At 44.6% G+C, this 24,663-nt stretch carries 25 protein-coding genes and 1 other annotated feature; of the genes, 12 read left to right on the forward strand and 13 right to left on the reverse strand.

All coding sequences use genetic code 11. The annotated features are described in order from the left end of the window. Positions 1–51: 51 nt before the first annotated feature. Together AC4EG4_RS08905 and AC4EG4_RS08910 are read left to right on the forward strand one after the other, a co-directional pair. The gene (locus tag AC4EG4_RS08905) at positions 52–1,608 is read left to right on the forward strand and encodes a sugar ABC transporter ATP-binding protein (protein ID WP_490976853.1); all 1,557 of its coding nucleotides are present in this window, start codon (positions 52–54) and stop codon (positions 1,606–1,608) included. After that, entirely contained in the window at positions 1,532–2,569 is a 1,038-nt protein-coding gene (locus AC4EG4_RS08910; protein ID WP_490976854.1) for an ABC transporter permease, read from the forward strand. Before AC4EG4_RS08905 ends, AC4EG4_RS08910 begins: the two co-directional genes overlap by 77 nt. A 45-nt stretch (positions 2,570–2,614) precedes the next feature. On the opposite strand, the gene AC4EG4_RS08915 is transcribed toward AC4EG4_RS08910, so the two are convergent. Continuing rightward, complete coding sequence (locus tag AC4EG4_RS08915) at positions 2,615–3,151, reverse strand: dihydrofolate reductase family protein (RefSeq protein WP_490976855.1); 537 nt, start codon at positions 3,149–3,151, stop codon at positions 2,615–2,617. Positions 3,152–3,444: 293 nt separating this feature from the next. Between AC4EG4_RS08915 and AC4EG4_RS08920 the strand changes: the two genes are divergently transcribed. Beyond that, positions 3,445–4,449 (forward strand): EAL domain-containing protein, encoded by a 1,005-nt coding sequence (locus AC4EG4_RS08920; protein ID WP_490976856.1) that lies wholly within the window; start codon positions 3,445–3,447, stop codon positions 4,447–4,449. Positions 4,450–4,549: 100 nt separating this feature from the next. On the opposite strand, the gene AC4EG4_RS08925 is transcribed toward AC4EG4_RS08920, so the two are convergent. The 4 genes from AC4EG4_RS08925 to AC4EG4_RS08940 all read right to left on the reverse strand — a co-directional run bounded on the left by AC4EG4_RS08925 (position 4,550) and on the right by AC4EG4_RS08940 (position 8,515). Then, on the reverse strand, positions 4,550–5,557 hold the full coding sequence (locus AC4EG4_RS08925; RefSeq protein ID WP_490987572.1) for a FecCD family ABC transporter permease: 1,008 nt from the start codon (positions 5,555–5,557) through the stop codon (positions 4,550–4,552). After that, positions 5,554–6,552 carry a FecCD family ABC transporter permease gene (locus AC4EG4_RS08930; protein ID WP_490987573.1) on the reverse strand — a complete coding sequence of 333 codons (999 nt, stop codon included), beginning with the start codon at positions 6,550–6,552 and terminating at the stop codon, positions 5,554–5,556. Before AC4EG4_RS08930 ends, AC4EG4_RS08925 begins: the two co-directional genes overlap by 4 nt. A gap of 239 nt (positions 6,553–6,791) precedes the next feature. Then, positions 6,792–7,718 (reverse strand): iron-hydroxamate ABC transporter substrate-binding protein, encoded by a 927-nt coding sequence (locus tag AC4EG4_RS08935; protein WP_490987574.1) that lies wholly within the window; start codon positions 7,716–7,718, stop codon positions 6,792–6,794. A 5-nt stretch (positions 7,719–7,723) separates the two neighbouring features. After that, positions 7,724–8,515 (reverse strand): ABC transporter ATP-binding protein, encoded by a 792-nt coding sequence (locus AC4EG4_RS08940; protein ID WP_308787380.1) that lies wholly within the window; start codon positions 8,513–8,515, stop codon positions 7,724–7,726. A gap of 132 nt (positions 8,516–8,647) precedes the next feature. Between AC4EG4_RS08940 and AC4EG4_RS08945 the strand changes: the two genes are divergently transcribed. From AC4EG4_RS08945 to AC4EG4_RS08960, 4 genes are all read left to right on the forward strand, one after another. After that, the gene (locus AC4EG4_RS08945) at positions 8,648–9,697 is read left to right on the forward strand and encodes an NAD(P)/FAD-dependent oxidoreductase (RefSeq protein ID WP_490976860.1); all 1,050 of its coding nucleotides are present in this window, start codon (positions 8,648–8,650) and stop codon (positions 9,695–9,697) included. Positions 9,698–9,779: 82 nt separating this feature from the next. Further along, positions 9,780–10,199, forward strand: a complete 420-nt coding sequence (locus AC4EG4_RS08950; protein ID WP_490976861.1) for a cupin domain-containing protein — start codon at positions 9,780–9,782, stop codon at positions 10,197–10,199. A gap of 208 nt (positions 10,200–10,407) precedes the next feature. Then, complete coding sequence (locus tag AC4EG4_RS08955; RefSeq protein ID WP_490976862.1) at positions 10,408–10,644, forward strand: hypothetical protein; 237 nt, start codon at positions 10,408–10,410, stop codon at positions 10,642–10,644. A gap of 34 nt (positions 10,645–10,678) precedes the next feature. Beyond that, positions 10,679–10,975 (forward strand): TIGR04104 family putative zinc finger protein, encoded by a 297-nt coding sequence (locus tag AC4EG4_RS08960; protein WP_490987575.1) that lies wholly within the window; start codon positions 10,679–10,681, stop codon positions 10,973–10,975. A 90-nt stretch (positions 10,976–11,065) separates the two neighbouring features. Here the strand turns inward: AC4EG4_RS08960 and AC4EG4_RS08965 are convergent, their stop codons facing one another. Continuing rightward, complete coding sequence (locus AC4EG4_RS08965) at positions 11,066–12,283, reverse strand: MFS transporter (protein ID WP_490987576.1); 1,218 nt, start codon at positions 12,281–12,283, stop codon at positions 11,066–11,068. Between the two features lie 99 nt (positions 12,284–12,382). After that, positions 12,383–12,727 (reverse strand): heme oxygenase, encoded by a 345-nt coding sequence (locus AC4EG4_RS08970; protein ID WP_490987577.1) that lies wholly within the window; start codon positions 12,725–12,727, stop codon positions 12,383–12,385. Positions 12,728–12,889: 162 nt separating this feature from the next. Here AC4EG4_RS08970 and AC4EG4_RS08975 point away from each other — a divergent pair, with 162 nt between their 5' ends. Next, positions 12,890–13,699: a PP2C family serine/threonine-protein phosphatase gene (locus tag AC4EG4_RS08975; RefSeq protein ID WP_490987578.1), complete on the forward strand. Its 810-nt coding sequence runs from the start codon at positions 12,890–12,892 to the stop codon at positions 13,697–13,699. Here the strand turns inward: AC4EG4_RS08975 and AC4EG4_RS08980 are convergent. Beyond that, positions 13,693–14,286, reverse strand: coding sequence for a histidine phosphatase family protein (locus AC4EG4_RS08980; RefSeq protein WP_490987579.1), 594 nt, complete (start codon positions 14,284–14,286; stop codon positions 13,693–13,695). The genes AC4EG4_RS08975 and AC4EG4_RS08980 overlap by 7 nt on opposite strands. A gap of 72 nt (positions 14,287–14,358) precedes the next feature. Here AC4EG4_RS08980 and AC4EG4_RS08985 point away from each other — a divergent pair, with 72 nt between their 5' ends. Continuing rightward, complete coding sequence (locus tag AC4EG4_RS08985; RefSeq protein ID WP_490976867.1) at positions 14,359–14,931, forward strand: GNAT family N-acetyltransferase; 573 nt, start codon at positions 14,359–14,361, stop codon at positions 14,929–14,931. A 47-nt stretch (positions 14,932–14,978) separates the two neighbouring features. On the opposite strand, the gene AC4EG4_RS08990 is transcribed toward AC4EG4_RS08985, so the two are convergent. From AC4EG4_RS08990 to AC4EG4_RS09005, 4 genes are all read right to left on the reverse strand, one after another. Beyond that, positions 14,979–16,202, reverse strand: coding sequence for a dicarboxylate/amino acid:cation symporter (locus AC4EG4_RS08990; protein ID WP_490987580.1), 1,224 nt, complete (start codon positions 16,200–16,202; stop codon positions 14,979–14,981). Between the two features lie 181 nt (positions 16,203–16,383). Continuing rightward, positions 16,384–18,264, reverse strand: a complete 1,881-nt coding sequence (locus tag AC4EG4_RS08995; protein WP_490987581.1) for a DUF4084 domain-containing protein — start codon at positions 18,262–18,264, stop codon at positions 16,384–16,386. 252 nt (positions 18,265–18,516) lie between these two features. Then, positions 18,517–19,362, reverse strand: a complete 846-nt coding sequence (locus AC4EG4_RS09000; RefSeq protein ID WP_490987797.1) for an aldo/keto reductase — start codon at positions 19,360–19,362, stop codon at positions 18,517–18,519. A 10-nt stretch (positions 19,363–19,372) separates the two neighbouring features. After that, entirely contained in the window at positions 19,373–20,572 is a 1,200-nt protein-coding gene (locus tag AC4EG4_RS09005) for an MFS transporter (protein ID WP_490987582.1), read from the reverse strand. 125 nt (positions 20,573–20,697) lie between these two features. On the opposite strand from AC4EG4_RS09005, the gene AC4EG4_RS09010 reads away from it, so the two are divergent. Continuing rightward, positions 20,698–21,057 carry a winged helix-turn-helix transcriptional regulator gene (locus tag AC4EG4_RS09010; protein ID WP_490987583.1) on the forward strand — a complete coding sequence of 120 codons (360 nt, stop codon included), beginning with the start codon at positions 20,698–20,700 and terminating at the stop codon, positions 21,055–21,057. 54 nt (positions 21,058–21,111) lie between these two features. After that, positions 21,112–21,365, forward strand: a binding site (T-box leader). 61 nt (positions 21,366–21,426) lie between these two features. Next, a complete protein-coding gene (locus tag AC4EG4_RS09015; RefSeq protein ID WP_490987584.1) occupies positions 21,427–22,671 on the forward strand; it encodes an MFS transporter in 1,245 nt (414 codons plus the stop codon). Between the two features lie 39 nt (positions 22,672–22,710). Here the strand turns inward: AC4EG4_RS09015 and AC4EG4_RS09020 are convergent, their stop codons facing one another. Next, the gene (locus AC4EG4_RS09020) at positions 22,711–23,562 is read right to left on the reverse strand and encodes a MurR/RpiR family transcriptional regulator (RefSeq protein WP_490976873.1); all 852 of its coding nucleotides are present in this window, start codon (positions 23,560–23,562) and stop codon (positions 22,711–22,713) included. A 128-nt stretch (positions 23,563–23,690) separates the two neighbouring features. On the opposite strand from AC4EG4_RS09020, the gene gnd reads away from it, so the two are divergent. Continuing rightward, entirely contained in the window at positions 23,691–24,575 is an 885-nt protein-coding gene (gene gnd / locus AC4EG4_RS09025) for a phosphogluconate dehydrogenase (NAD(+)-dependent, decarboxylating) (RefSeq protein ID WP_490976874.1), read from the forward strand. Positions 24,576–24,663 lie beyond the last annotated feature (88 nt).

Below are 24,663 nucleotides of genomic sequence, written 5' to 3' on the forward strand. Positions count from 1 at the left end.
GAGCTGTCCTGAAAGATGGGGACAGCTCTTTTATCAGAAAGGGGCATTTCTATGGTAGAACCGTTGCTTTCGATGAATGCTATCGGAAAGAAATTCGGTGCAGTTACGGCGCTTCAAGGAGCAGAGTTTCAATTGAAAAAAGGCGAAGTCCATGCCATTCTCGGTGTTAACGGTGCAGGAAAAAGTACCTTAATCAAAATTTTGTCAGGCGTCTATCAACAGGATGAAGGATCGATTTATCTGGACGGTGCAGCCATTCGGCTGGAATCACCGAAAGCCGCCAAGCAGCAAGGGATCTATTGTGTTTACCAGGAAGTGGATACCGCCATTGTGTCCGAGTTGACCGTGGCGGAAAATATTCTCCTGGATACCTTTGCAGAAAAAGGAAAGCTGTTTGTTTCCAAGCAGAAAATCAATGAACAGGCTCGCTCGGTGCTGCATGAGCTGCAGGCAGAAAACATCAATGTTCAACAGAAAGCGGCACTCCTAACCTTGGCAGAAAAGCAGATGATACTGATTGCCAGAGCATTGGTTCATTCGGCAAAAATTATTATTTTCGATGAACCAACAGCACCTCTATCGATTCATGAATCGGAAAAGTTGTATACGGTGATTGCAAAACTAAAAGCACAAGGTGTCGGCTGTGTTTTCATTTCGCATCGCCTGCCTGAAGTATTTGAAATCAGCGACCGGATCACCGTCATGCGCGAAGGGACGCTTGTCCAAACTTACGATACGGCTCAGGCCGATCAGGACGGGGTCATCGAAGCGATGCTCGGTGCGGCGCTCAGCCATGAATTGGAGCCGCGTGCGCATGACATCGGAACCGGCTTGCTAGAAGTTGCTAATTTATCGGATGGCCAAAAGCTTAAAGACCTGTCGCTGACAGTAGCAGCAGGAGAAGTGGTGGGCGTTGTCGGGCTGGTAGGTGCGGGAAAAACGGAGCTGGCAAAAGCGCTGTTTGGCGGAACGCCTTTAACATCCGGAACAATTAAGCTTGCCGGGAAAAACGCTCTAATCAAACATCCAGCAGACGCCATCAAAGCAGGAATGGCGTTGATTCCTGAGGAGCGGCGAAAAGAAGGGTTGTTTGTTCAGGAATCACTGGAAGCCAACGCATCATTTCCTAACTTGAAAAAATTCTCTAAGCGCCTATTGATGGACCGGAAAGCCGAAAAGCGTTTTGCCAATGAAATCATTGAGCGGCTGCGCATCAAAACCGGCAGTACAGAAACACCGCTTGTTCATTTAAGTGGAGGAAATCAGCAGAAAGTGGCTATTGGCAAATGGATCTCACTCAATTCCTCCCTGTATTTGTTTGATGAGCCGACCAAAGGTGTCGATATTGGAGCAAAAGTTGATATTTTTAGGTTGATCCGCCAATTAGCCGAAAGCGGCAAAGGGTGTTTGTATTTTTCAAGCGAAATTCATGAAGCCATCGGGATTTCCGATCGCATTCTCGTAATGTACAATGGTCAAATCGTGAAAGAATTATCACGACAAGAAGCGACCCAAGAAAGGATTTTATTGTATGCAAGTGGCGGAAAAGAAGAGCTTGGGGAAAAACAAGAACTCAGTGAAGGAAAACGCGATTCAGTTTCTATTTAAATACGGCGCCATCGCTCTCCTTATTTTCATTATTTTTTATTTTAGTACCATTAGCGACTCTTTTTTCACATACGGCAACTTCTCAGACATTCTGCGCTCAATTTCCATTGTTACCTTACTTGCTCTGGGAGTGACATTCACGCTGGTGGTGGATGGCTTTGATTTATCTGTTGGTTCAACCATGTCGTTATCGACTGTTGTGTCCGCTTCGTTGATGGTCTGGTACGATATGCCACTATGGCTGGTACTGGTTTTGCCGCTATTGATCGGCGTTGTGGTCGGGGCGGTCAACAGCTTCCTCATTGTGGTTATCGGCATTCCGGATCTGTTGGCGACCTTGAGTATGATGTACATTGTGGCCGGACTGCACCGGACCTATACGGAAGGCTATTCAATCTACAACAACATGCCGTTGACTTCTGGTGGAACTGCACCCGGGCAATTATCGGAAGCCTTTTTGTGGATTGGCCAAGGACAAATGCTGGGTCTTCCGGTTCCGGTCTGGATCATGCTTGTTATGGTGCTCGCTTCTTACGTCGTGCTTAACCACACGCGTTGGGGAAGAGTGTTGTATATGACAGGCGGAAATGCTGAAGCGGCTACCTTGTCAGGTGTTAGCGTCAAAAAAGTGAAATTCACGGCGTATGTCATATCCGGTGTTTTTGCTTCAATGGCCGGCATCTTGTTCACGGCACGCGTTGGTTCAGGGCAGATTGATGCAGGAGCTCCATTGATGATGGAAGCAGTGGCAGCTGTATTTGTCGGCTACTCGGTTTTAGGAGCAGGCAAGCCGAATGCACTAGGTACATTTTTCGGCGCTGCAGTTATCGGCATCCTGTTGAACGGATTGACGATCCTGAATCTTCCTTATTATGCTTTTGATATTATCAAAGGCAGTGTTTTGGTTGCTGCACTGGCAGTTACGTATGTTTACGCCAAAAAGAAATTTTCTAAAGCATAAAGGCAAAACAAAAGGCTTCCAGATGGGAGCCTTTTGTTTTTGCCGTTATTTGTCTGGAGTGTAGCTGGCGATGAGGACCCCTGAGTCGGTTGAGCGAATTTCTTTTAGATTGAACATTTTCTGATCGGCATTTTCCTTGAACAGCCGTTTGCCTTCGCCTAAAATGAGCGGAAATGTCATCAAATGCAGTTCATCGATTAAATCATGCTTTAATAGAGTTTCAATAAGCTCTGCACTGCCGTAAACCAATAGCCGCTGACCGGTTTTTTTCAGCTTTGCCACTTCCTGTGCTGCATTGTCAGTAATCAAGCGTGCGTTCCATTCTGTACGCTTCAGGCTGGTGGAAACAACATACTTTGGCAGTTGGTTCATTCGGTCGGCAAAACCCTCTTCATCTTCAGCTGCTGGCCATGCTGCAGCGAATCCTTCGTATGTCACCCTTCCAAGCAGCAACGCGTCACTGCGAAACAATAAATCGAGTTGAAATTTGGCTATTTCATCATCCCAGTAGGGTGCAGTCCAGGATGGTTCTTCCATAACCCCATCAAGTGTCAAATACATTGCTACAATGATTTTTCCCATAACTATTCCCCTTTCTTTTAAGAGAGGCGTTGTTGAATCATATGCTTCAAAGTTAGAAAAAATAATAGTACAATGGTCCTTTTTTAGACGTGCTTCGATTTAGTAGCTCTCTAGAATTAATTCTAGCTTGAAAGAAAATATCCTTTAATTAAAAAAGATAACTGAATATTAGTATATGAAAAGGGTACAAAGTTAAAGAATGAAAAAAAATATTAATTTTTTGTCAAAAGACTAACAGTTCTTATTACTTATAAAGTAAACTATAAATACCAGAAAAGGAGGAGATGAAATATATGCAGTGTAATAATTGCTCAGTTACAGATATCAAATTTGAAATCCGGTTGGAAGGTGAAACGAATCTTTCAGCGTTACAGATAGTTATAGATCATTTGGAGAGAAGAGAAATCGAGGTCATCACCAAAGGAAATAAGTTGCAGATGAACGAGAAAGGTGCCAGAGAATTCCTGGACTTTTGCAGTGATTTATTGGATGTGGAACGAGTTGTGTTTCGCATTGATCAAGAAGCATGGCAGCCATTAAAAGGGATGGCGAATGTGTTCGCAACGGAATGGATAGACGACGTAATAAAAAATGAACGGCTTACGTGCCATTATCAGCCAATTGTGGATGCAAACGAAAGCATCTTTGCGTACGAAATGCTGGCGCGTTTCCAGAACGAAGACGGGTCGATGATTTACCCAAACGAAATTTTTCCAGCTGCTAAATCCCGAGGACGCTTGTATGCACTGGACCGGGTCTGCAGAATGACGGCTGTAAAATATTCCGCTGCGTTAAAAGGAGAAAAGGCATTCATCAACTTTATTCCGACTTCCATTTATTCACCTGAATTTTGCTTGCGCTCGACAATCGATTTATCTGAGCAATTAGGGGTAAATCCAAAATCATTGGTATTTGAAGTTGTGGAAACGGAAAAAGTAGATGATGTGGATCATTTGAGAGAAATTCTGACTTATTATCGAGAAAGAGGATTTGATTATGCACTGGACGATGTGGGTGAAGGGTACAGCACAATTGAACTTTTGGCGGATTTAAAACCAAAATACATGAAGCTGGACATGAAGTATGTCCAGAATGTCGTGAATGATGAAGAAAAACAGAGAATTGCCAATAGATTTTTAGAAAAGGCGTTGGAAGTCGGTTCGATCCCATTAGCGGAGGGCATCGAAACACGCGAAGACTTTAATTGGTTGAAAGAGCGCGGGTATCAATTATTCCAAGGCTATTATTTCGGGAAACCAGCATCCTCTCCTTTGTACGATCATCATATAGGAGCGTAAATCGGAATTCTCGTTTTTATATAAGAGGAACATCGTCAAATCATGCTTCCTCAAAAAAACACAGTAAGCTCCGAAGGGAAGCTTACTGTGTTTTTGTCTGTCATTTTTTTAACAACAAATAAATAAAATAAGGCGCTCCAATCAGTGCGGCCATAATGCCTGCGGGAATTCCAGCAGGTTCAAGCAAGTTCCGGCCGACGGTGTCTGCCAGCAGCAAGAGCCAGCCACCAATCAAGATAGCAAGCGGCAAGAACATTTGGTGGCGCGGACCGACGATGGCTTTTGCAATATGCGGAGCCATCAGTCCAATAAATGCAATTCCGCCGGTAACCGAGACAGCGGCAGCAGCAAGCGCAACAGCGGCCAGCAACAGCACGATGCGCTCTTTTTCAATGGAAACGCCGATGCCTACAGCGACAGAGTCACTAAGGCCAAGCACGTTCATGCGATTGGCTTTGTACATAGCAAATGGAATCAGCACCAACAGCCAAGGAAGAATGGCCACAATGAACGGCCAATCCGCTCCCCAAATATTGCCGGCCAGCCAGTTGGCGATAAAATCAACTTTTTCCGGTTCAGCAGAAGAAATTAAAACAATCATAACGCCCGACAATGCCATCGAAAACCCAATTCCGACGAGCACTAGGCGAATAGGCTGCAAACCGGTAACACGGGAATAGGAAAATGCGTAAATGAGTGCTGCAGTCGCCAGCGCTCCGCCAAACGCGACAAGTGGCAATAAATAAACAAAAGCGCCTGCTTCCACAGGAATGAACAAAAAGAAAACGGAGATCGCAACACCAGCACCTGAGTTGATGCCGATAATCCCTGGATCAGCCAAGTCATTACGCGTCACACTTTGCAAAATAGCGCCGGACAAAGCCAAAGCCATACCGGCCAATACAGTAATTAAAATTCGCGGCAAACGGATGGAAAACAGGATAAACTCTTCTTTAAATGTTCCTTGGCCAAAAATGGCCGGAATTAGTCTGTCGTAGGAGATAGGTGAATAGCCTAAACCCATGCTGGTGATTGCTGTCAGCAAGATCAAAGCAAGTAAGGAATAATACGATATTCGTTGTTTTTTGCGTAAACTTGAATGGATCATGCGAATGCTTTGCCTCCTTTACGGACAATAATCAGGAAGAACGGCAATCCGATGATCGCGATGATTGCTGCTACGGGTGTTTCAAAAGGTGAATTAATGGTACGGCCGATGAGGTCAGCCAGCAGCATGAAAATGGCTCCAGCAACAGCAGACATTGGAATGATAAAGCGGTAATCGGTCCCGACAACAGAACGGACAACATGGGGAATCATCAAACCGATAAAGGCCATATTGCCTGCAAGTGCAACGGCGGCTCCTGCAAGAAGCGTAATGACTACAAACAGAACGGCTTTGATTTGTGCCGTTTTTTGGCCAAGGCCAATTGCAGCTTCTTCACTTAAGCTGAGAATGGTCAATTGGCGTGACAGCATCAATGCAATCAGCAGTGAAACGGCGATAAACGGCACAACCACCTGCAGCTGTCCCCAGGAAGTGCCGATCAACCCGCCAGCTGTCCATTGGGAGACGTTTTTTGAGATATTGAAATACAGGCCAATCCCTTCAGCAATCGCTGTCAGAAAGGCTGAGATGGCGGCTCCGGCAAGGACGATCCGAAACGGCGAAAAGCCGCCTTTTTTGGCAGCACCGATGCCGAAAACCAATGCAGCACCAGCTGCTGCTCCGATAAAGCAGGCAATCATAATCCCGAAATAATTGGCAGCAGGAACAAAAGCTAACGTGAAAGCAAGCGCCGCATTGGCACCGGCGGTCAAACCAAGAAGACCCGGATCAGCCAGCGGATTGCGGGTCATGCCCTGCATCATTGCTCCGGACACTGCAAGTGCAGCGCCGACAAAAATAGCAGCAATTTCACGCGGCAGCCGGATTTCCCGAATAACCCCGATACCATCGCTGGAACTGGTTGAAAACAACGCCAGCCCGACTTCTTTTAAGCTAATATCCGCCGCTCCGAAAATCAGCGAGACGATGAGTGTCAGCACCAGCAGAAGCAGGCTTAAGATAAATTTAATTGGAAAGGAAACTTTAGGGCTCATTAATCATCATCTTTTCCTGAGAATAAAAGAGGAATTCTAAAATCAGAATTCCTCTTTTTTAGTATACAAGTTGAATGGAATTATTCGTTATATAAGTTGAACTACTGAATCGTACGCAGCAGATACTTCATTAAACATCGCTAATGAAGCAATTTCTCAGCGCTGGCGCGTCATAGGCTAGGCGAGAGCCATGCCCGAAGCGGCCGAGCGGTTTATAAAAGGATAATTCTAAAGCAATCTTACTGGCCTAAAAAGTTTTCGATAAAGAATTCCAATTGGTATTCCAAGGAAATTGGATCGTTAAAGTAAAATTCTTTGGCATCAGCTTCAAAGATTTGCCCGTTTTGAGCAGCAGGAGTGTTTTGGTACAGGTCCGTTTCCTGGAATGAGTTGTCTTGTGTGCTGTCTTTGCTGAAGATAACGTAATCACCCATGTATTCCGGCAGCACTTCCTGAGAAAGCATATAGTAACCGTCTGCTAAAGCCATTTCTTCCACTTTTGCAGGCATTTTCAATTTCATTTCCTGGTAAAGAATTTCTGTTCCGCGTCCCCAGTTGTCTCCGAATACATAGATTTGCTTATCGAAGTTTTCGATAACGGAAACAGTTGCGTCTTCGCCGATTTCAGCGCGAATTTCTTCGCCGGCTTGCTGTGCCCGTTCCTGGAAGTCGGTAATCCAAGCTTGTGCTTCATCTTCTTTGTTTAATACTTTGCCGATTTCCAAATGTTGCTCCAAATAGCCGACATTGCCGTAAGTGAATGTGACAGTCGGTGCGATTTCACTCAATTTATCGATATTGGGTGTAGTTGAAGCGCCAATGATTAAGTCTGGTTCCAATTCGATGATTTTCTCTAAATCTGTTTCTGCTACTTCTTCAATGTCTGCCAGCTCTTCTTCAAAACGCGGATTGTTTTTTGCCCAAGAAGTTACTCCTACCATAGGAACGTCTAAAGACATTGCGTCACCGGTGTATGAAGTGAGCATGACTACACGCTGTGGATCTGCAGGAACTTCGATAGGTCCGCTTTCCGATTCATATGTAATGGTATCAGAAGTTTGATCAGCCGTTGCACTTTCTGTTTCCTCAGTAGTTGACTCGGAATTGCAGGCGCCAAGAATCAGCAGCAAAGTAAATAAGAATAGAGGCAAAAATAATTTTTTCATGTCGGTTAGACTCCTTTGATTAAGTTATATGTGGTGCACATCGGTTTTTGTGTTCGCGGATCCAGCCCGATTTCAGCATCGATTCGGAATACTTCTTTTAAAACAGGTTGCGTAATAACTTCGTGGCAGTTGCCAGCTTTGACGATTTGGCCATCTTTCATGGCAATGATGTGATCGGCAAAACGCGCCGCTTGGTTCAGGTCATGGAGCACCATAATGATGGTCCGCTCCTGTTCACGATTTAGTTGCTGCAGCAGTTCCAAAATTTCCAGTTGATGGGCCATGTCCAAGTAAGTAGTCGGCTCATCAAGGAAGATCATTTCGGTTTCCTGCGCCAGCGCCATCGCAATCCAAACGCGTTGGCGTTGACCGCCGGACAAGGCGTCAACCGGATGGTATTTGAAGAATTGAGTGCCGGTGACGTCAAGTGCCCAGTTGATAATTTCGTAATCCCTTTTTGACAGTCGGCCAAAACCTTTCTGATAAGGAAAGCGGCCGTAAGAAACCAGCTCGCCAACCGTTAAACCAGCGGCACTGTCAGGTGTTTGCGGAAGAATGGCCATCTTTTTTGCCAGGGACTTTGTGTTTTCCTGGGCAATATTGCTGCCATCCAATACCACAGTTCCGGATTGATGCGAAATCACACGAGTTATCGCTTTTAGCAGCGTTGATTTGCCGCAGCCGTTAGAACCAATGATTGTCGTAATTTTTTTGTCTGGAATTTGGACGGTCAAATCTTTGACAATCAAGCGGTCTCCATAGCTGATATTTAGCTCCTCGGTGAACAAACGCACCATCCCAAAAACCTCCTTTTCTAAATTAAATATCTTTTTCGTTGATAATGATTCTCAATTTCAGTACAATCAATACTATAAGACTAATTTCAAGCATTGTCAATACGTAATATAGAGGGATAGGAGTGAAAATAAATGGTGAAAAACGAGCTTTTTGATGTAACGATTATAGGTGGGGGTCCTGCGGGGCTTTATTCGGCTTTTTACAGCGGTTTGCGGGAAATGAAAACGAAGATTATCGAATTCCAACCGCAATTGGGTGGCAAAATTCACGTCTATCCAGAGAAGATGATTTGGGATGTAGGAGGACAGCCGCCAATCCAAGGGGCAAAGCTTATCGATCAATTGGTTGCACAAGGGCTGACATTTCACCCGGAAGTTGTATTGAATGAAAAGGTAGAGTCGGTAGCGAAAAATGAAGAAGGACTATTTGAATTAATCGGTTCGTCTGGCCGCGTGCATTTATCGAAAACGGTCATCGTCGCAGTTGGCGGCGGCATCTTGAATCCGCAAAAGCTGAAAATTGAAGGCGCAGAACGTTTCGAAGTATCCAACCTGAATTACACAGTCAAATCACTAGGGCGTTTTAAAGACAAGACGGTCCTGATCTCCGGCGGCGGAAATTCAGCGATCGATTGGGCCAACGAACTTGAGCCAATTGCCAAGCAAGTTTATGTGACGTACCGTAAACCGGAACTGGCGGGTCACGAAGCACAAGTATCGCAATTGTTGAACGGTTCGGCTATTTGCTGCCTGAATACCAACATTACACGCCTGATTGCTTCAGACGATCGGGATGCTATTGAGTTTGTCGAACTGACTCATCAGGAAACAAGAGAAATCCAAGTGTTGCCGATTGATGAAATGATCATTAATCACGGCTATGAACGCGACATCAGTTTGCTTGGAAACAGCCCATTGGCTATTGAAATTGCGGATGACTATTACATTGCCGGTACGCCGAGCAGTGAATCTTCAGTGGCTGGCCTTTTTGCAGCCGGAGACATTCTCCAGCATGAAGGAAAATTGAATTTGATTGCCGGAACTTTCCAAGATGCGGCCAATGCAGTTAACAAAGCCAAGCATTATATACAGCCGGACGCCCACAAAATCGCGATGGTGTCTTCCCACAATGAAGTATTCAAAAAGCGCAACAAGGAATTGGTTAAACAATTATTGGTGTAGGCAAAATCTGTGCCGGATTGTTTGAAGCAGCCTAAACAGAGGTATAGAAGGCTGTTAAGAAAATTCGGAGGAGGAATTGGCAATGGAATTAAAAGATTATGGAGCAGAATCGTTCGTAGTAAATATTGAAGAAGCGACGAAACAAAATGATACATTCCGCACCGCATTATGGACAGGGAAAAACCTTCAGGTAACCGTGATGAGCATTGAAGCAGGGGATGACATCGGCCTGGAAGTCCATGAAGAAGGCGATCAATTCCTTCGGGTTGAAGCTGGAAAAGGATTTGTCCAAATGGGCGACAGCGAAGAAAACCTGACATTTGAAGAAAACGCCGAAGACGACTATGCCATCATGATTCCAGCAGGAAAATGGCATAACGTCACAAATACGGGCGATAAGCCATTAAAAATCTATTCAATTTACGCGCCGCCTGAACATCCACACGGCACGGTCCATAAAACCAAAGCGATTGCTGACAAAGCAGAAGAAGAGGAAGAATAAAAGCCATTGTAGCAAAGGAACTCCGCTTCCCATCGCAAGAGTTAATAATGTATACCAACTAACACTTCACACTGTAAAAAACTTCTGGTAACTCAGAGTTTCTGCGGTTGAAGTGTTTTTTTAATTTACAATGGATTTGGATTTTATTTGGAAAAAATGTATAATTTAATTAATGTAATATTTCGGTTTTTAAATAAGGAGTGTTTGGATGGCACGTTGTACTAATTGTAATCATAAATGGAAAGCGAAAGATATTTGGAAACTTGGAATTTCTAAGAACGGGAAAGAATGTCCAACCTGTAAAACTCAACAATATGTTTCCTTTCAAAATGGAGGACTTTTGATGGGGCTTGGATATTTGAGTGGAGTTGTGGGTCTTTTGCTAATCATCTTTTTCCCTTTCTACATTAAGCTAAGTGATACGAACGAAGCGCCGTTAGGATAACTGATCGGTGTTTTATTGGAAAGGAGAGAAGATAATGCCAACCTGTCAAAACTGCAATCACAAATGGAATTGGTCCAGTGCAGTCCTAATTGGTTTTAAAAACAATAAAAGTTGTCCGAACTGCGGAGAGCGGCAATATGTCATGCCAAAAACGCAATTAAGGATTTCTTTATTTCCCTTTCTTCCCTTGTTCTTACTTGTATGTTTAAATTCCTTTTTCGATTTAAATAATCTCTTGTTCGTATCTTTTGCGACTGTATTTATTCTTGGTATGTTTGTCTTTATTCCTTTTACAATCAAGCTATCAAATGAACAAAAACCGCTTTGGTGACATCGAACAATTAAAAACGCCCAACCGTAGAAATTCAGAATTTCTACGGTTGGGCGTTTTTGGTAAGAAGGCATTTCTATACAGATTGAACTAATGATTTTGACTTGCTTGGAATCTACTCCAACTCTTAGCATCCGCGCTTTCTTTTTTGCCGTGCAGCATATAGTACAGGAACGCGATTGCCAGTACTGCAAAACCGAGAATCCCATACAGCGAACTATAGCCGATCAGCGGAATCACGAAGCCCAAAAGATAAGGGCCAAAGCCGAGTCCGGCATCCATCGAAATGAAAAATGTTGAAGTGGCAAGCCCCATCCGGTGCGGAGGGGTCAGCTTGACCGCCACGGCTTGTGCAGTCGATTGCATATTGCCGAAGCCCAAGCCAATCAAAGCCCCGGCAACGAGCAAGCCGGTGCTGCTGCTCGACAGGTTCAGCAAGAACAACCCGGCTGCGAAAACGGCGAAGGCTGGATACATAATAAAGTTGGCGCCTTTCAAATCCATCAGTCGACCGGTGAAAGGCCGGGAAACCAATATTGCCAAAGCATAAACCAGGAAGAAATAGCTTGCGGCTTCCACTAAATTTTCTTCCATTGCATAGAAGTTGATAAAGGAAAGCACGCTGGAATAACAAAGGGCAACCGCTAGACAAACAAGTGCGATTGGAACAGCTTTTGGTTCAATGTAATCGGAAATTTTAAATCCTTTTGTTTCGGTAGAGAAAGGAGGCGCCTCAATAGGCGGTACATATAAAAATAAAGACACAATTAAGCTGATCGTCCCTAAAGCTAAGCACAGTGCGAAAATCATTTCATAGCTGCTGTGCTGGCTCATCATCAACCCAATAAACGGACCAAAAGCAGTTGCCAATGTCGCACTGAGACTGAAGTAGCCAATGCCCTCACCTTTGCGCCTCATCGGAATAATTTGGGCAACAATGGTTCCGGCTGCGGTGCTTGCCATACCTAAAGTCATGCCGTGCAGAAAGCGGTTAAGCAGCAGAAACGACAGTCCCAGGTTCAGGAAATAGAAGAACGTGGTCAATGTAAACAAAGCAAGGCCGATGATCAATGTTCGTTTGCGTCCAATTTTATCAATTGTACGTCCGATGACCAGCCTCCCAGCCAAAGCACCCAGGATGAAAATTCCGGTAACCAGTCCAGCTTCACTTGTCGAGGCGTTATATTCTTCGACGGCGTATACAGCGATGGTAACCATCAAGAGATAGAAAATAAGGACTAAGAAAAAGTTCACTAAAGCGGTCACAATAAAATCTTTTGTCCATAAAGCGGGTTTTGAGTTGTTCAATAGAAATGCTCCTTGCCAAGTAATGTGATTCGAAAGACAGAGAAATGGATGGGCACAAAAGAAACAGACAGCCCATACCAGGCTATCTGTCTATTTTCATTAGTTTGAAGTTTTCGCTTCAATCAAAGCAGCGATTTTGGTGATAACCAATTCACTGCCAAGCATCGGTGATTCTTTTTTGGGTTCGTTGCTGTCTTCTTTTGCTTCTGGACGCTTGTGCGCTTCTTTAAAAATATCGCTGGTTTTCCAGGCTTCAAAATTTTCAAGCGTCTCCCAGTACATATTAACGTTCAATTCATCGTACTCCGTCAAGTCCTGTGTGACTGTCACTTCAACTTTGACGAAGCCTTCCATTTCCTGCAAAGCACCCGGACGGGCAAAGTTAGGTGCCATTTTTTCTGCAAAGCCTGGTTTCATTTTAATGCGGTTGGTTACGATATACATCAAGAATCTCTCCTTTTTCATTTAAATTTATGTTGCTCACTGGTATTCACTTTATCACATTCTGTAAATTGATGTGCATTCTACCGTACCCGTCATCTTTTCCTATTCAATTAGTAAACGGTGAATTATAATTGTAAGAATATTGGAAACGAGGAGATAGCGATGCATCAACTAAAAGATTTTCGTTGGATTGGAAGCGACAACGCATATGTCGATCAACCAAAGGTTCTGCAAATCGATCAATTGGTAATTGGGCGATTTGGCGGCAACTCTGCTGCTGGCCAGACGAAGAATGAAGATGGCTGCCTGATGTGGGTGCATGAAAAAGACGAGTGGGAGTTCATCATGCTTCTGGATGCGCACAATACAGCTCAAAGCGCTGAGCTGGTTGTTGAACAAGTAGAAAATTATCAAAAAGCGCTCACTTCTCTACTGTCAAGTAAGGTGAGTGTTGGGTTTTTCAGCAGTATTGAGACGTGTCTGCTGCAGTTGTTCCAGGAAGAGCAGTTTAAGGAAGCGTGCCGAAATGTGCAAGGGGAGACGGCGTGCCTGATAGCAGTTAGAAAAGAAAACTACCTATACTGGTTTTCCATCGGTGATTGCTTGCTGTACGTTTTTCACCCCGAATTGGCTGCTTTTGGCCAGTACCAGATCAATCAGCGCCAGTTTTACGAATGGGTTGGGCAAGTAAATACCTTCGAGCAACAGGTTCCATGTTTCAGCAGCGGGGTGAGAGAATTACGGCAAGGAGAAAATCAGCTCCTGCTGACAACAGACGGACTGGTGGAGTGTCCAGGTGCAGTATTGGCTGAACCTGATAGCATTTGGCAGCAATGCAAGAACAGAACAACAATTGAGGGAGTGGCTGCATTACTAGACACCATACAAAAAAACCACGTTCGCGACAGCACGACCGTGGTTTCATGGAAAGTAAATGTACAGGAGCAAGCAAGCTATGCCAGCAATCAATAACTTTCGCTTTTGTTCAGATGTACTGTGCAATTATAGAGCGTGCAATCCCATCGGCTTTCAGCGTTTTTCAAAATTGTAATGGATGTATTGTCCATGGAAGTTTCTGTGAACTTTTCAGGCAGAAGTTTTTGCAGCGTAAGGCCGATCAAAGCCCCGTGGCTGACAAGCAGTACGCGTTGGCCCTTGAAGTTTTTTAGTATGTCCTCAAGACAAGCGACTCCTCGCTCCGCTGCTTTGTCCAAGTTCTCCATTGCCAAATCATGTTCGCGCCAGTTTGCACCCCATTTTTCAAGGCGCTCGGCTTCGGTCGTGCCTTCGATTTTGCCGCCGCTTCTTTCACGCAGCCGCGCATCAAAATGGTTGACTGGCAAAAAGAGTTTTCGGCCGATGATTTCAGCCGTTTCTTTTGCGCGGGACAGATCACTGGAGATGATCAAGTCCCAATGTTCTTCTGCAGCCAAACGGTTTGCAAGCGACTCCGCCTGCTGCCGGCCCGTTTCGTTCAACGGGACATCCGAAGATCCTTGTGCAATGCCTTGAATGTTCCAATCTGTAATGCCATGCCGTACGAAACCAACTGTAGTCAATAAAGCCATCTCCTTTGGTGTTACTTAATAGAATAACTGAAATGAAACTTTAAGAAAAGAGGGTGACAATCCATGAAGAATCTACAGACAGTCTACCGAGAACTGCCGAGAATCGAAACAGGACGGTTGCTTCTTAGGAAAATAACAATGGAAGACGCTGCAGATCTTTTTGCTTATGCTTCACATCCAGAAGTGTCCAAATATTTGCCGTGGCAAATGCATCAATCGATAACAGATTCTAAGGCATTCTTATCTTTTATTCTAGAAGGCTATGATCGGCAGTCTAAATTAACGTGGGCTATCGAATTGAAAGCAAACGGCAAGATGATTGGCACCATTGATTTTATCAGCTGGAGTCCGAAACGCCACAAAGCGGAAATTGCTTATGTGCTATCGCCTGAGTACTGGGGGCAAGGGCTGATGGCTGAGGCCGCAAAATCCTTGCTTTCTTTCGGTTTTAAAAGTATGGCGCTGAACAAAGTAGAAGCGCCCATTATGCTGGAAAACAACCAATCCCAGCGTCTGGCTGAAAAACTGGGCATGAAGCGGGAAGGAATCGCCCGGCAGCATATGATCATTAAAGGTGAATTTGTGGACCTCGCAATGTATGCGGTGCTAAAGAGCGAATTCAAACCGGTTGATTAATGGTAGAAAGTAAAAGAAGCTACCAAAAGGCAGCCTCTTTTACCAGATTATGCAGTTTTCCGTTTCTTTTCATTTTTATCAATAACGGTGCTCCCGACCAGGTCGCCGGTAACGTTCAGTGCCGTGCAGCCCATGCCGACCAATGCGTCAATGGATACCAGCAAGGCAACAGCCTCCATTGGCAAGCCCAGTTGGACAAACACCGTGGAAATCATAACAATTCCAGCACCTGGAACACCAGCAGTTCCGATGGACGCCAAAGTTCCGATTAGCACGACCAGCAGCATTTCGGAAAGACTTAACGGATCGCCGACTAGATTCGCTGCAAAGACGGCAGAAACAGCAATCCGGATGGCGGCTCCGTCCATATTGATGGTCGCGCCAAGCGGCAGGCTGAATCCGTACAGGCTTTTCGAAAGCCCCAGATTTTTAGCAGCGTCCAAGGTCAACGGCAAAGTTCCTGAACTGCTTTGTGTGACAAATGCAGTCAGCATCGGTGTACGCGCCTGTTTGAAAAACTCTCCCGGTTTTACTTTGAATACGAGTAAAAGCAAAGTGTAAAGAATAAGCTGGACGATTAGAGCAATGTACAAGACGAGCACCATTTCACCCAGTGATAAAAGTGTGTTGAACCCTTGGCTCCCCACAGTTTCGGCTATGATGGCGAAAATTCCAATTGGCACGTACTGCAGCACAGCTTTCAACACCAGCATGGTCATTTCGTTCAGCGCATTGATGGTTTTATACAAATGTTCGCCTAAGCTTTCCAATTCATTAGACTGGCGCATATAAGACAGTGCGATGCCGAAAGCAAAGGCCGTGAAAATGATGCCAAGCAAGTTAAGCTCTGTAAAAGCGGTGAAAATATTGGAAGGCACGATGTTCAATAGGACACTAACGATTCCAGGATTTTCCGGAACGTCAAAGGTTTCATTGCCCTGCAGCTGCATGCCCGTTCCAGGCTGGAAAAAACTAGCTACAGCTAATCCAACAATTATGGCAAATGCGGAACTGAAAGCGTAGTAGATAAACACCTTGCCGCCCATTCGTCCAAGATCCCCCGTGGAAGATTGGTTGATGCCGACCATCATGGTAAAGAGAATCAGTGGAATGATCAGGAAAGTCAACAAGTTCAGCAGTAAATCACCAAGCGGGGCCAGCACAGCTGCCTGCTCCCCAAAGATCAAACCGACGGCAATGCCGAGTATAAGTGCAACGGAAATTTTAAAAATCAATGATGCGTTCAAATAGCTTCTCCATAAGGCTTTCATGGTCTCACTCCTTTTTTAAATGGATAATCCTTATAAATTCTATCGGAATTAACCCTACTAACTTATAACAGACTGAGCGGGACTGTCAAAATGTCTGCTTATCTTGCAAAGCTTTAGGATCATCTAAACAAATACCCCCAACCAGTCCTGTAAGGAGCTAATTGGGGGTATTTAGAATAATTTATTGGCTGAATTGAAAATGGCCTTTGCCATTCGCTTTTACTTCGTACATGGCTTTGTCCGCTTTTTTCATTAAATCCATCGGAGTTTTAGCATCTGATGGATAGATGGCAATGCCGATGCTTGGCGGACTGAAAATTTCATTGCCATTGATGATGTGGGCTTGTTTTAAAGAAGCTAAAATTTTCTCTGCAGTCTGTGCAACAGCTTCTGTACCGCTAATATGGCGCATGATTAACGTAAATTCGTCCCCGCCTTGCCGGGAAACGAGATCTTCACTATAAACGCAGTCAGTAATCCTGTTCGCAACAGAAATCAGCAGCCTATCTCCGATATCATGCCCTAGGGTATCATTGACTTCCTTGAAATGGTCCAAGTCGATAAACATAACCGCAAACATTTCGGTCAGCAATTCTGCTTCTGTCACGGCCTTTTTCAAAGATTCTCCAAAGTACAAGCGGTTTGCTAAGCCGGTTAATGGGTCGTGATAAGCTAAAAATTGAATTTTTTCTTCATTTTTCTTATTCTCTGTAATGTCTTTGCCGATCCCAAAAATACCGACAATATCGTTTCGCACCATAATCGGAATGTTGGTGACACTCAAGTAATGGAATTCCCCAAACCGGCTGCGCATGGGCACTTCATAGCTTTGAGGCTGTCCCCTCAGCGCATTTTCCAGGTACTTGGAAGCATGATGCTGCATATTTTTTTCAACGAATATTGAACTTTGAAGACCAATCAACTCGTTTTTTTCGTATCCGAAAAGTTGGGCGCTGGAAGGATTGGCGCTCTCGAAACGTCCAGTCACGTCAAGCGAATAGACAGCATCTGGATGATAGTCAAACAAGGATTTATAGCGTTGCTCACTGATATCAAGCTGCTCGGTTTTCTCTTGGTATTTTCGCAGCAATTGCTGATTTTCCAAAATAATCATGATCTGTCTAAGTATGACCAACAGGATAGAAATTCCTGAACCGACTGTCACGATATCAATGCTTGAAGATCGAGAAACCATGAAAACAAACAATATTAAGACGGTAATGTAAGGCAATGAAAGTCGAAGGAAACTCAATTGCTGTAAAGGATGTTCTTCCAACCATGCCGGTTGGGTATTGAATGTATTTTCTGTACGCAAAACTCCTGAAAAACCGATGAGCAGAATAGCCAGGATGAACAGGGGATCAATTAAGCTGCCAGACTTGTATTGGCCTAAAGAAATCAAATGCAAATAAGCAGAATCAGCAATTATTTGAAAAAAAAGTCCCGCTGAAAGGACAAGCAAGCTGCTTGTGAGGGTGGATTTCTTTGCGCTGAGATAAATGCCGACCACTCCTAGCAAAAGGACTAAGTCCCCCACTGGATATGCCAGGGATATCATCAGTGCATACATAGAAATATCCCCAACTTCAATAATCGGGCTGAGCAAAAAATGCCAGCTGAAGGTAGAGGCAACGACCATAACAATCAGAACATCAAAAAGGAAAGTGATAAACTGATGTTTTTTGGTTTCTTTAACCAACTTAAATGAAAAAGCTGCCAAGTAAAAACCAAATTGAAGCAAGTAAAAAAAGTCAGGAGGTCCTGGAAAAGGTACTTCACTCAATAGAAGGTTTTCATAAATTACCCATAAAATCTCGGCCACGAAGTAACTCGAGGTCCCGATTGTAAGCAGCAGCCAAAAGATCTTTTCGTTGCCTGTACTTTTTCTTGAAGTTTGGAAAAGCCAGACGGAAGCAACCAGGCAGCCGATGCTGGACAGGATATTCCCGCCTAATGTCAAAACAGCTTCATTGTCTGCCCAGACACTCAACCAGACGAAATACAGCAGTATGGAACATATAATGAAACTCAGAGCCAGTCTTTTTTTATTTTTGGATTTCATTGGGTAAACCTCCCTGTTCAAAAAATCGAAATTAGTTAAGCTCCTGAACAGAGAGTTAACGGAGCATTTCCTGAAAAGTGCTTGTTATCATAGTACGTTATATCTACTGTAAATATAATGCTTTTTTTTATTATTTTAAGAAAAAATTATAAAAAATATGATTTCTCAATATTGCCACTGAATTGTCCAACCAGATACTGTTAATTGCAGAAAAAAGCCTCCTTCTTTTAGTCAAGAGGAGGCTTTAAAGAATTAAAAATCAAAGTTGTCCGGATCTGGACCGACTCGGCGATTTTCGTTCAATTGCGAAATCCGTTCCATGTCTTCATCGGTCAATTGGAAATCGAAAACCTGTGAATTTTGAATAATCCGCACTTCTTTGGTAGATTTCGGGATGGTCACGACACCATTTTGCAGATCCCAGCGAAGAATGACCTGTGCCACTGTTTTTTCGGTCTTAGCCGCAATTTCCACAAGCAAAGGATGATCCAGCAGTTCGCCCTGCATTAAAGGCGACCAAGCTTCCAGTTGAATGTTGTGCGCTTTGCAGAACTCGTGAAGCTCTTGTTGGGCTAAGCGCGGATGGTATTCCACCTGATTGACCATGGGCATGATTTCCGCGTCTTTCATCAATTCCTCCAGGTGATGGATGTGGAAGTTGCTGACGCCAATTGCTTTGACTCGCTCTTCTTTGTATAGGGTTTCCAATGCGCGCCACGCGTCTTTAAATTTTCCTTCTACAGGCCAGTGGATCAAGTACAAATCCAAGTAGTCCAATCCCAGTTTTTTCAGACTGGTTTCGTAGGCAGCGATAGTTTCTTCATAGCCTAGATCCGAATTCCATACTTTCGAAGTGACAAACAGCTCTTCTCTTGAAATGCCCGCTTTTTCCAAACCTTCGCGAATTCCTTGGCCAACGCCTTCTTCATTGCCATAAGCTGCCGCTGTATCAATGCTGCGGTAGCCGTTAGCAATCGCAGCACGAACCGAATCGATAACTTCTGATCCTTCGTTGACTTTAAATACGCCCAGACCGAGCCAAGGCATGTTAACGCCGTTGTGCAAAGTAGTAGTGTCCTGCAAGTTTTTCATGTTCATCATCCTCCAGTTAGTTGATTGGTGTTTCGTGCAATTGGTGTGGAACAGGTTGGGTATGTGTTTCTTTGTTTTCCAAGTGGCGGCTCCAAGCGCTCAGCAAAACAGCGCCGAAAACCATGATGGCGCCAATCCACGATGTGTGGATAAGGCCAATCGAGTCAGCCACTATGCCTCCTAAAAATGCACCAATGGCAATGCCGGCATTAAACGCAGAGATGTTGATGGCTGATGCTACGTCTACCGCACTCGGTACATAGCGTTCCGCAAGCATTACCGCATAAACCTGCAGTCCCGGAACATTCATAAAAGCGAACAGTCCCATAATGATGATGGTGATAAGACCTGCGACTTTGAACGGTGCGGTCAAGGCCAGCACGAGCAAAATGACGGACTGGATCAGGAACATATAGAACAAGGCTTTGATCGGATTTTGGTTGGCCAGCTTGCCGCCAACTGTATTGCCGATCGCGATGGCAATGCCGTAAATGACCAGAATGAGTGTGACCGTTCCTGCCTCAAATCCGGTCACTTCCTGCAGCAAAGGGGACAAGTAAGTGAATACGACAAATGTGCCGCCGTAGCCGAGAGCTGTAATGGCAAAAACCAGCAGCAACCGGCCGTTCGTGACCAGTTTGACTTGGTCACGGAAAGAAGTGCGGACGGCTTTTTTCAAGTCAGACGGAATCCAGACGCTGTTTCCGATAAAGGCGATGATGCCGATGACGACAATGGCCATAAATGCCGCACGCCAGCCAAATTGTTGCCCAAGGAATGTCCCGAAAGGAACGCCGGTGACTGTAGCAACTGTTAATCCGGTAAACATGATAGCGATGGCGCTGGCCCGTTTGTTTTCTGGAACCAAGTCAGCGGCAATGGTAGCCCCGATAGCCATGAATACCCCGTGGGCAAGAGCTGAAACCACTCGCGCCATCAGCAACACTCCGACCGTCGTGGCGGTTGCAGCAAGCAAGTTGCCGAGTATGAATACCACCATGATCCACAGCAACAGGGATTTGCGGGACATATTGGCTGTTAGTGATGTCAGGACAGGCGCGCCGAACATGACGCCTAACGCGTAAAGTGAAACCGTCAAGCCAGCGGTTGTCACGCTGATGGTCAAATCCTCCGCAATCATCGGCAATAAGCCAACGCTGATGAATTCGGTCGTGCCGATGGCAAATGCACTGAGTGCCAATGCCAACAATTCCAAATAGGTTTTCGTCGATCAATTCGGGTCGATAGATGATAGTATGTGGTATGGAGTAATTAAAAGGAAGTACGCACTTTGAAGTGCTGTAGATACTTTTTAGTGCCTATAAGAAAGGAAGAAGTGCAATGGAGAAGAAATACAACATATCGGTAGAGGCAACTTTGGAAGTGATCGGGGGCAAATGGAAAACCGTCATTCTTTGTCATTTGATGCGCGGCAAAAAACGGACCAGTGAACTGAAACGGCTGATGCCGGAGATTACCCAGAAAATGTTGACGCAGCAACTGCGTGAACTTGAAAGCGATGGCGTCATCAACCGCATTGTCTACAACCAAGTTCCGCCAAAAGTGGAATACGAGCTGAGCGCATACGGCATCAGCTTGGAAGGAATTTTGAATTCCCTTTGCTCATGGGGCGATATGCATTTAACAAAAGTATACGGGGACAAATCTGAAGTATTGCGTGAAGGCATTTTAAATGAATAAAAGGATGGGAAATACATTTACATGCAATGCGATAAAATGCTAGGATATACAAAACAAAATGCCTTGAAGAGAAGAGTAGGTCAGTCCATTCTTTCCAGAGAGTTCCGCCAGCTGAAAAGGAACAAGGGTGGATGATTGAAACAAAACTCTGAGCAGCACATCGGAACCGTTTTAAGGGGATGGTGTGACAGGAGCTCCTGTTACAGAGCTAAAGTATAAGCAGGAATTCTGCCGTACTTGATGAGTTCGATGTGGCGACATGTCGAAACAACTGGAGTGGCACCGCGAAACCGAATCTCGCCTCCAAGACAATGGTCTTGGAGGTGGGATTTTTTGTTTTTCAAAAAAGGTGGAGTGGGGGAATAGAAGATGGCTTATTGGAAAGCGCCATTCATTATGTTGATGGCCATTGGAATAGCGAATATCGGAGCGTGGGTGTATCTGATCGCAATGAATGTCCTGGTTTTGGAAGTGACGGGAGGTTCCGTGTTGGCGGTATCGGTTCTCTACTTAATGCAGCCAGCAGCATCTGTCCTGACAAATGTATGGGGAGGAACTTTAATCGACCGGATGAACAAAAGGTCGATTCTGATTACTTTGGATATTTTTCGGGCATTGTTGATCGGTTTCTTGCCTTTTGTCACTTCGCTGCCTGTGATTTATGCGATCGTTTTTGCGGTTGGGATCGGAAGCTCTATTTTTCAACCCGCTTCTATGGTCTACATTACGATGCTGCTGGACTCAACGCAGCGGAAGAGATTTAATGCTTTTAGAAGTCTTGTTGATTCAGGCGCATTTTTGGTGGGGCCTGCCGCAGCTGGTTTGCTGCTGTTATTCGGGCCGCCAAGCTTAGCACTTTATATAAATGCAGGTGCACTGCTCATTTCAGCCTTGTTGACGATGATGCTGCCAAATCTAGGGAAAGAAACCTCTGGTGTGGGTACTTTTTCGCTTCGCTTATTGCGGAGTGACTGGCATATTGTGAAAGATTTCAGTTTTCAAAACCTTGACGTTATGAGAGTGTACTTTGTTTTCAGCAGCATCCTTGTGCTTGCAGCGGCCTTGGATTCACTGGAAGCCGCTTTTTCCATAACCGTTTTGGGTCTGTCCGACCAACGCTATGGATTATTGGTCAGCACCGCTGGACTTGGAATCATTGCCGGTTCAATCATCGTTTCGATATGGGCCAATCAACTTTCTGTGGCATTTTTGATAGCAAGTGGTGCGGTATTCACCGCTGTCGGGTATTTGTTCTATTCGGTATCTATCGGCTTTGAAGGAGCGGCTGCCGGATTCCTAATTTTGGCGTTTTCCTTAGCTTTCGCCAACGCCGGATTCCAGACCTATGTACAGGACCATATTCCGGTTGCGGTGATGGGCAGAGTCCTCAGTATTTATGGCTTGGCAGAAGCTTTAGCCGTCATCCTGCTAACCTTGTTAGTAGGAGCAGCAGCAGAACTTTTTTCCATACGGCCAGTAATCGTTAGCGGATCAGTGTGGATGTTGCTGATGAGCATTCTAGTAGTTTTTACATTGTTGAACAACAGGAGTAAATATCTCGATCCCGCAGCTAATTCACCAGCAGGACTTGAACGGAGTAAGCTATCAAAATGATAAAAGGCGGGTCCTTTAAAACAGGAACGGCCTTTTATGCTATAAGCGTTTATGCGACATCGCTTCACGCATATCCTGAAGGGCTTTTTTGCCTTCATTGCCACGGGCGATCATCAAATTGGTGTAAAGCGCATCGATCAAACTTAATTGGCCGATTCGAGATGACAAGGCTTCAGAACGAAAATCGGTTTCTTCAGAAACTGTGTACAGTGCAATGTCCGCGTCTTTTGATAAAGGGGACTTGGCAAAGTTGGTGACGGAGATGATGGTGACGCCTTTTTCCTTTAAAACCCGCAGGACGTCAAGAACATCAGTGGTCGTACCAGAATGGGAAATGACAATCGCCACATCGTCTGATCGAAGTTGGGACGCGGCCATCAACTGCATATGAGAGTCGAGGTTCATGGAAACTTGCAGTCCGAGACGGACAAATTTGTGGTAGCCGTCCATGGCCACCATAGCGGAACCGCCGTTGCCATAGAAGTCAATTTTTCGGGCCGTCATCAGTTTTTCTGTGGCTTGCGCCATTGCTTCCGCATCCACAATCTGAAGCGTATCTTCCAATGTCTTGATATTGGACCGGAATACTTTTTCTGTGACTGCGCTGATGCTGTCGCCTTCTTCAATTTTTTCGTGAATGTCTTTTAATGGCGCCACTACTTCTGCGGCAAGCGAAATTTTAAAGGCTTGAAATCCTTTAAACCCGATTCGTTGGCAAAAACGGAAAACCGTCGACTCGGCCAATCCCAGTTCATCGGCGATTTGATTGATGGTCAAATGAATAATATTCTTTGGATCGTTTAATACATAATCGGCAATTTTTTTTTCTTTTTCACTGAAATGGCGGTAACTACCGCGTATGGCAGCCAGCGCAAATTGCTGTTCTTTCATGAACCGCGCCTCGTTTCTATAAAAGTATTTTCATCTATTATAGAATAACATGTTGCGTGTGGAAAAATATTTGATAAAATGAGTTTATTAAGGAAAAATATTCTTTTATTCTTGAGGAGGATTTTACAATGGAAATTGGAATCATTGGTTTAGGGAAAATGGGATTGAACTTGGCGCTTAACTTGGCCGATCACAATCATACAGTAGTTGGATATGATAGCCATGCGACAATCGAGGAAAGCGGTTTCAGTCAAGTTTCTTCTATCGAAGAAATGGTTAAGGAACTTAAAGCACCTCGTACATTTTGGTTGATGGTGCCAGCGGGTGAAATTACAGAATCGGTTATCACTCAATTGGCGCCATTGCTTGAAAAAGGAGATTCCATTATTGATGGCGGAAACTCGAACTACAAGGATACGGTACGCCGTGCAGCAACCTTAAAAGAACAGGGTATCTACTTTTTTGATTGCGGAACAAGCGGCGGAACAGAAGGGGCACGCCACGGAATTTGTTCGATGATCGGCGGCGATGCAGAGAAGTTCAAAACCATTGAACCATTATTAAAAGATATCTCTGTAGAAGATGGCTATTTGTATACAGGAGAAGCAGGAAGTGGACATTTCTTAAAAATGATCCATAACGGAATCGAATACGGCATGATGCAGTCAATCGCAGAAGGCTTTGATATTTTGAACAAAAGCCCATTTGATTATAACTTTGAAAAAGTGGCTGGCGTTTGGAACAATGGATCGATCATTAGTTCTTATTTGATGGAAATGACGAAAAATGCATTTTCAAAAGATGCTAAACTCGACGGCATCAAAGGCGTCATGAATTCTTCAGGCGAAGGAAAATGGACCGTGGAAACGGCGCTTGATTTGAATGTACCGGCTCCGGTTATTACGTTATCGTTAATGATGCGCTACCGCTCATTGGAAGACGATACTTTCGCAGGAAAAGTTGTGGCCGCACAGCGCAATGAATTTGGCGGGCATGCAGTAGAGAAGAAATAAGAGAGATTGTTAGAGGGTCACCTATATAGAAAGTGCAGAAATTCGCTGGCGTTCCGAGGGATGGGCGCCAGCTAAGCTCAAAGCAGAG

This window comes from Planococcus sp. TJ-201 (assembly GCF_058268495.1).

Excerpts from the sequence above, each read along its gene's own strand:
- AC4EG4_RS08955 (WP_490976862.1), top strand. The coding sequence starts at position 10,408 with ATGGCACGTTGTACTAATTGTAATCATAAATGGAAAGCGAAAGATATT.
- AC4EG4_RS08960 (WP_490987575.1), top strand. The coding sequence starts at position 10,679 with ATGCCAACCTGTCAAAACTGCAATCACAAATGGAATTGGTCCAGTGCA.
- AC4EG4_RS08910 (WP_490976854.1), top strand. The coding sequence starts at position 1,532 with ATGCAAGTGGCGGAAAAGAAGAGCTTGGGGAAAAACAAGAACTCAGTG.
- AC4EG4_RS08925 (WP_490987572.1), bottom strand. The coding sequence starts at position 5,557 with ATGATCCATTCAAGTTTACGCAAAAAACAACGAATATCGTATTATTCC.
- AC4EG4_RS08905 (WP_490976853.1), top strand. The coding sequence starts at position 52 with ATGGTAGAACCGTTGCTTTCGATGAATGCTATCGGAAAGAAATTCGGT.
- AC4EG4_RS08985 (WP_490976867.1), top strand. The coding sequence starts at position 14,359 with ATGAAGAATCTACAGACAGTCTACCGAGAACTGCCGAGAATCGAAACA.
- AC4EG4_RS09020 (WP_490976873.1), bottom strand. The coding sequence starts at position 23,562 with ATGAAAGAACAGCAATTTGCGCTGGCTGCCATACGCGGTAGTTACCGC.
- AC4EG4_RS08970 (WP_490987577.1), bottom strand. The coding sequence starts at position 12,727 with ATGTATATCGTAACCAACCGCATTAAAATGAAACCAGGCTTTGCAGAA.
- AC4EG4_RS08915 (WP_490976855.1), bottom strand. The coding sequence starts at position 3,151 with ATGGGAAAAATCATTGTAGCAATGTATTTGACACTTGATGGGGTTATG.
- gnd (WP_490976874.1), top strand. The coding sequence starts at position 23,691 with ATGGAAATTGGAATCATTGGTTTAGGGAAAATGGGATTGAACTTGGCG.
- AC4EG4_RS08940 (WP_308787380.1), bottom strand. The coding sequence starts at position 8,515 with ATGGTGCGTTTGTTCACCGAGGAGCTAAATATCAGCTATGGAGACCGC.
- AC4EG4_RS08990 (WP_490987580.1), bottom strand. The coding sequence starts at position 16,202 with ATGAAAGCCTTATGGAGAAGCTATTTGAACGCATCATTGATTTTTAAA.
- AC4EG4_RS09010 (WP_490987583.1), top strand. The coding sequence starts at position 20,698 with ATGGAGAAGAAATACAACATATCGGTAGAGGCAACTTTGGAAGTGATC.
- AC4EG4_RS08945 (WP_490976860.1), top strand. The coding sequence starts at position 8,648 with ATGGTGAAAAACGAGCTTTTTGATGTAACGATTATAGGTGGGGGTCCT.
- AC4EG4_RS08975 (WP_490987578.1), top strand. The coding sequence starts at position 12,890 with ATGCATCAACTAAAAGATTTTCGTTGGATTGGAAGCGACAACGCATAT.
- AC4EG4_RS08995 (WP_490987581.1), bottom strand. The coding sequence starts at position 18,264 with ATGAAATCCAAAAATAAAAAAAGACTGGCTCTGAGTTTCATTATATGT.
- AC4EG4_RS08920 (WP_490976856.1), top strand. The coding sequence starts at position 3,445 with ATGCAGTGTAATAATTGCTCAGTTACAGATATCAAATTTGAAATCCGG.
- AC4EG4_RS09015 (WP_490987584.1), top strand. The coding sequence starts at position 21,427 with ATGGCTTATTGGAAAGCGCCATTCATTATGTTGATGGCCATTGGAATA.
- AC4EG4_RS08930 (WP_490987573.1), bottom strand. The coding sequence starts at position 6,552 with ATGAGCCCTAAAGTTTCCTTTCCAATTAAATTTATCTTAAGCCTGCTT.
- AC4EG4_RS08935 (WP_490987574.1), bottom strand. The coding sequence starts at position 7,718 with ATGAAAAAATTATTTTTGCCTCTATTCTTATTTACTTTGCTGCTGATT.
- AC4EG4_RS09000 (WP_490987797.1), bottom strand. The coding sequence starts at position 19,362 with ATGAACATGAAAAACTTGCAGGACACTACTACTTTGCACAACGGCGTT.
- AC4EG4_RS08950 (WP_490976861.1), top strand. The coding sequence starts at position 9,780 with ATGGAATTAAAAGATTATGGAGCAGAATCGTTCGTAGTAAATATTGAA.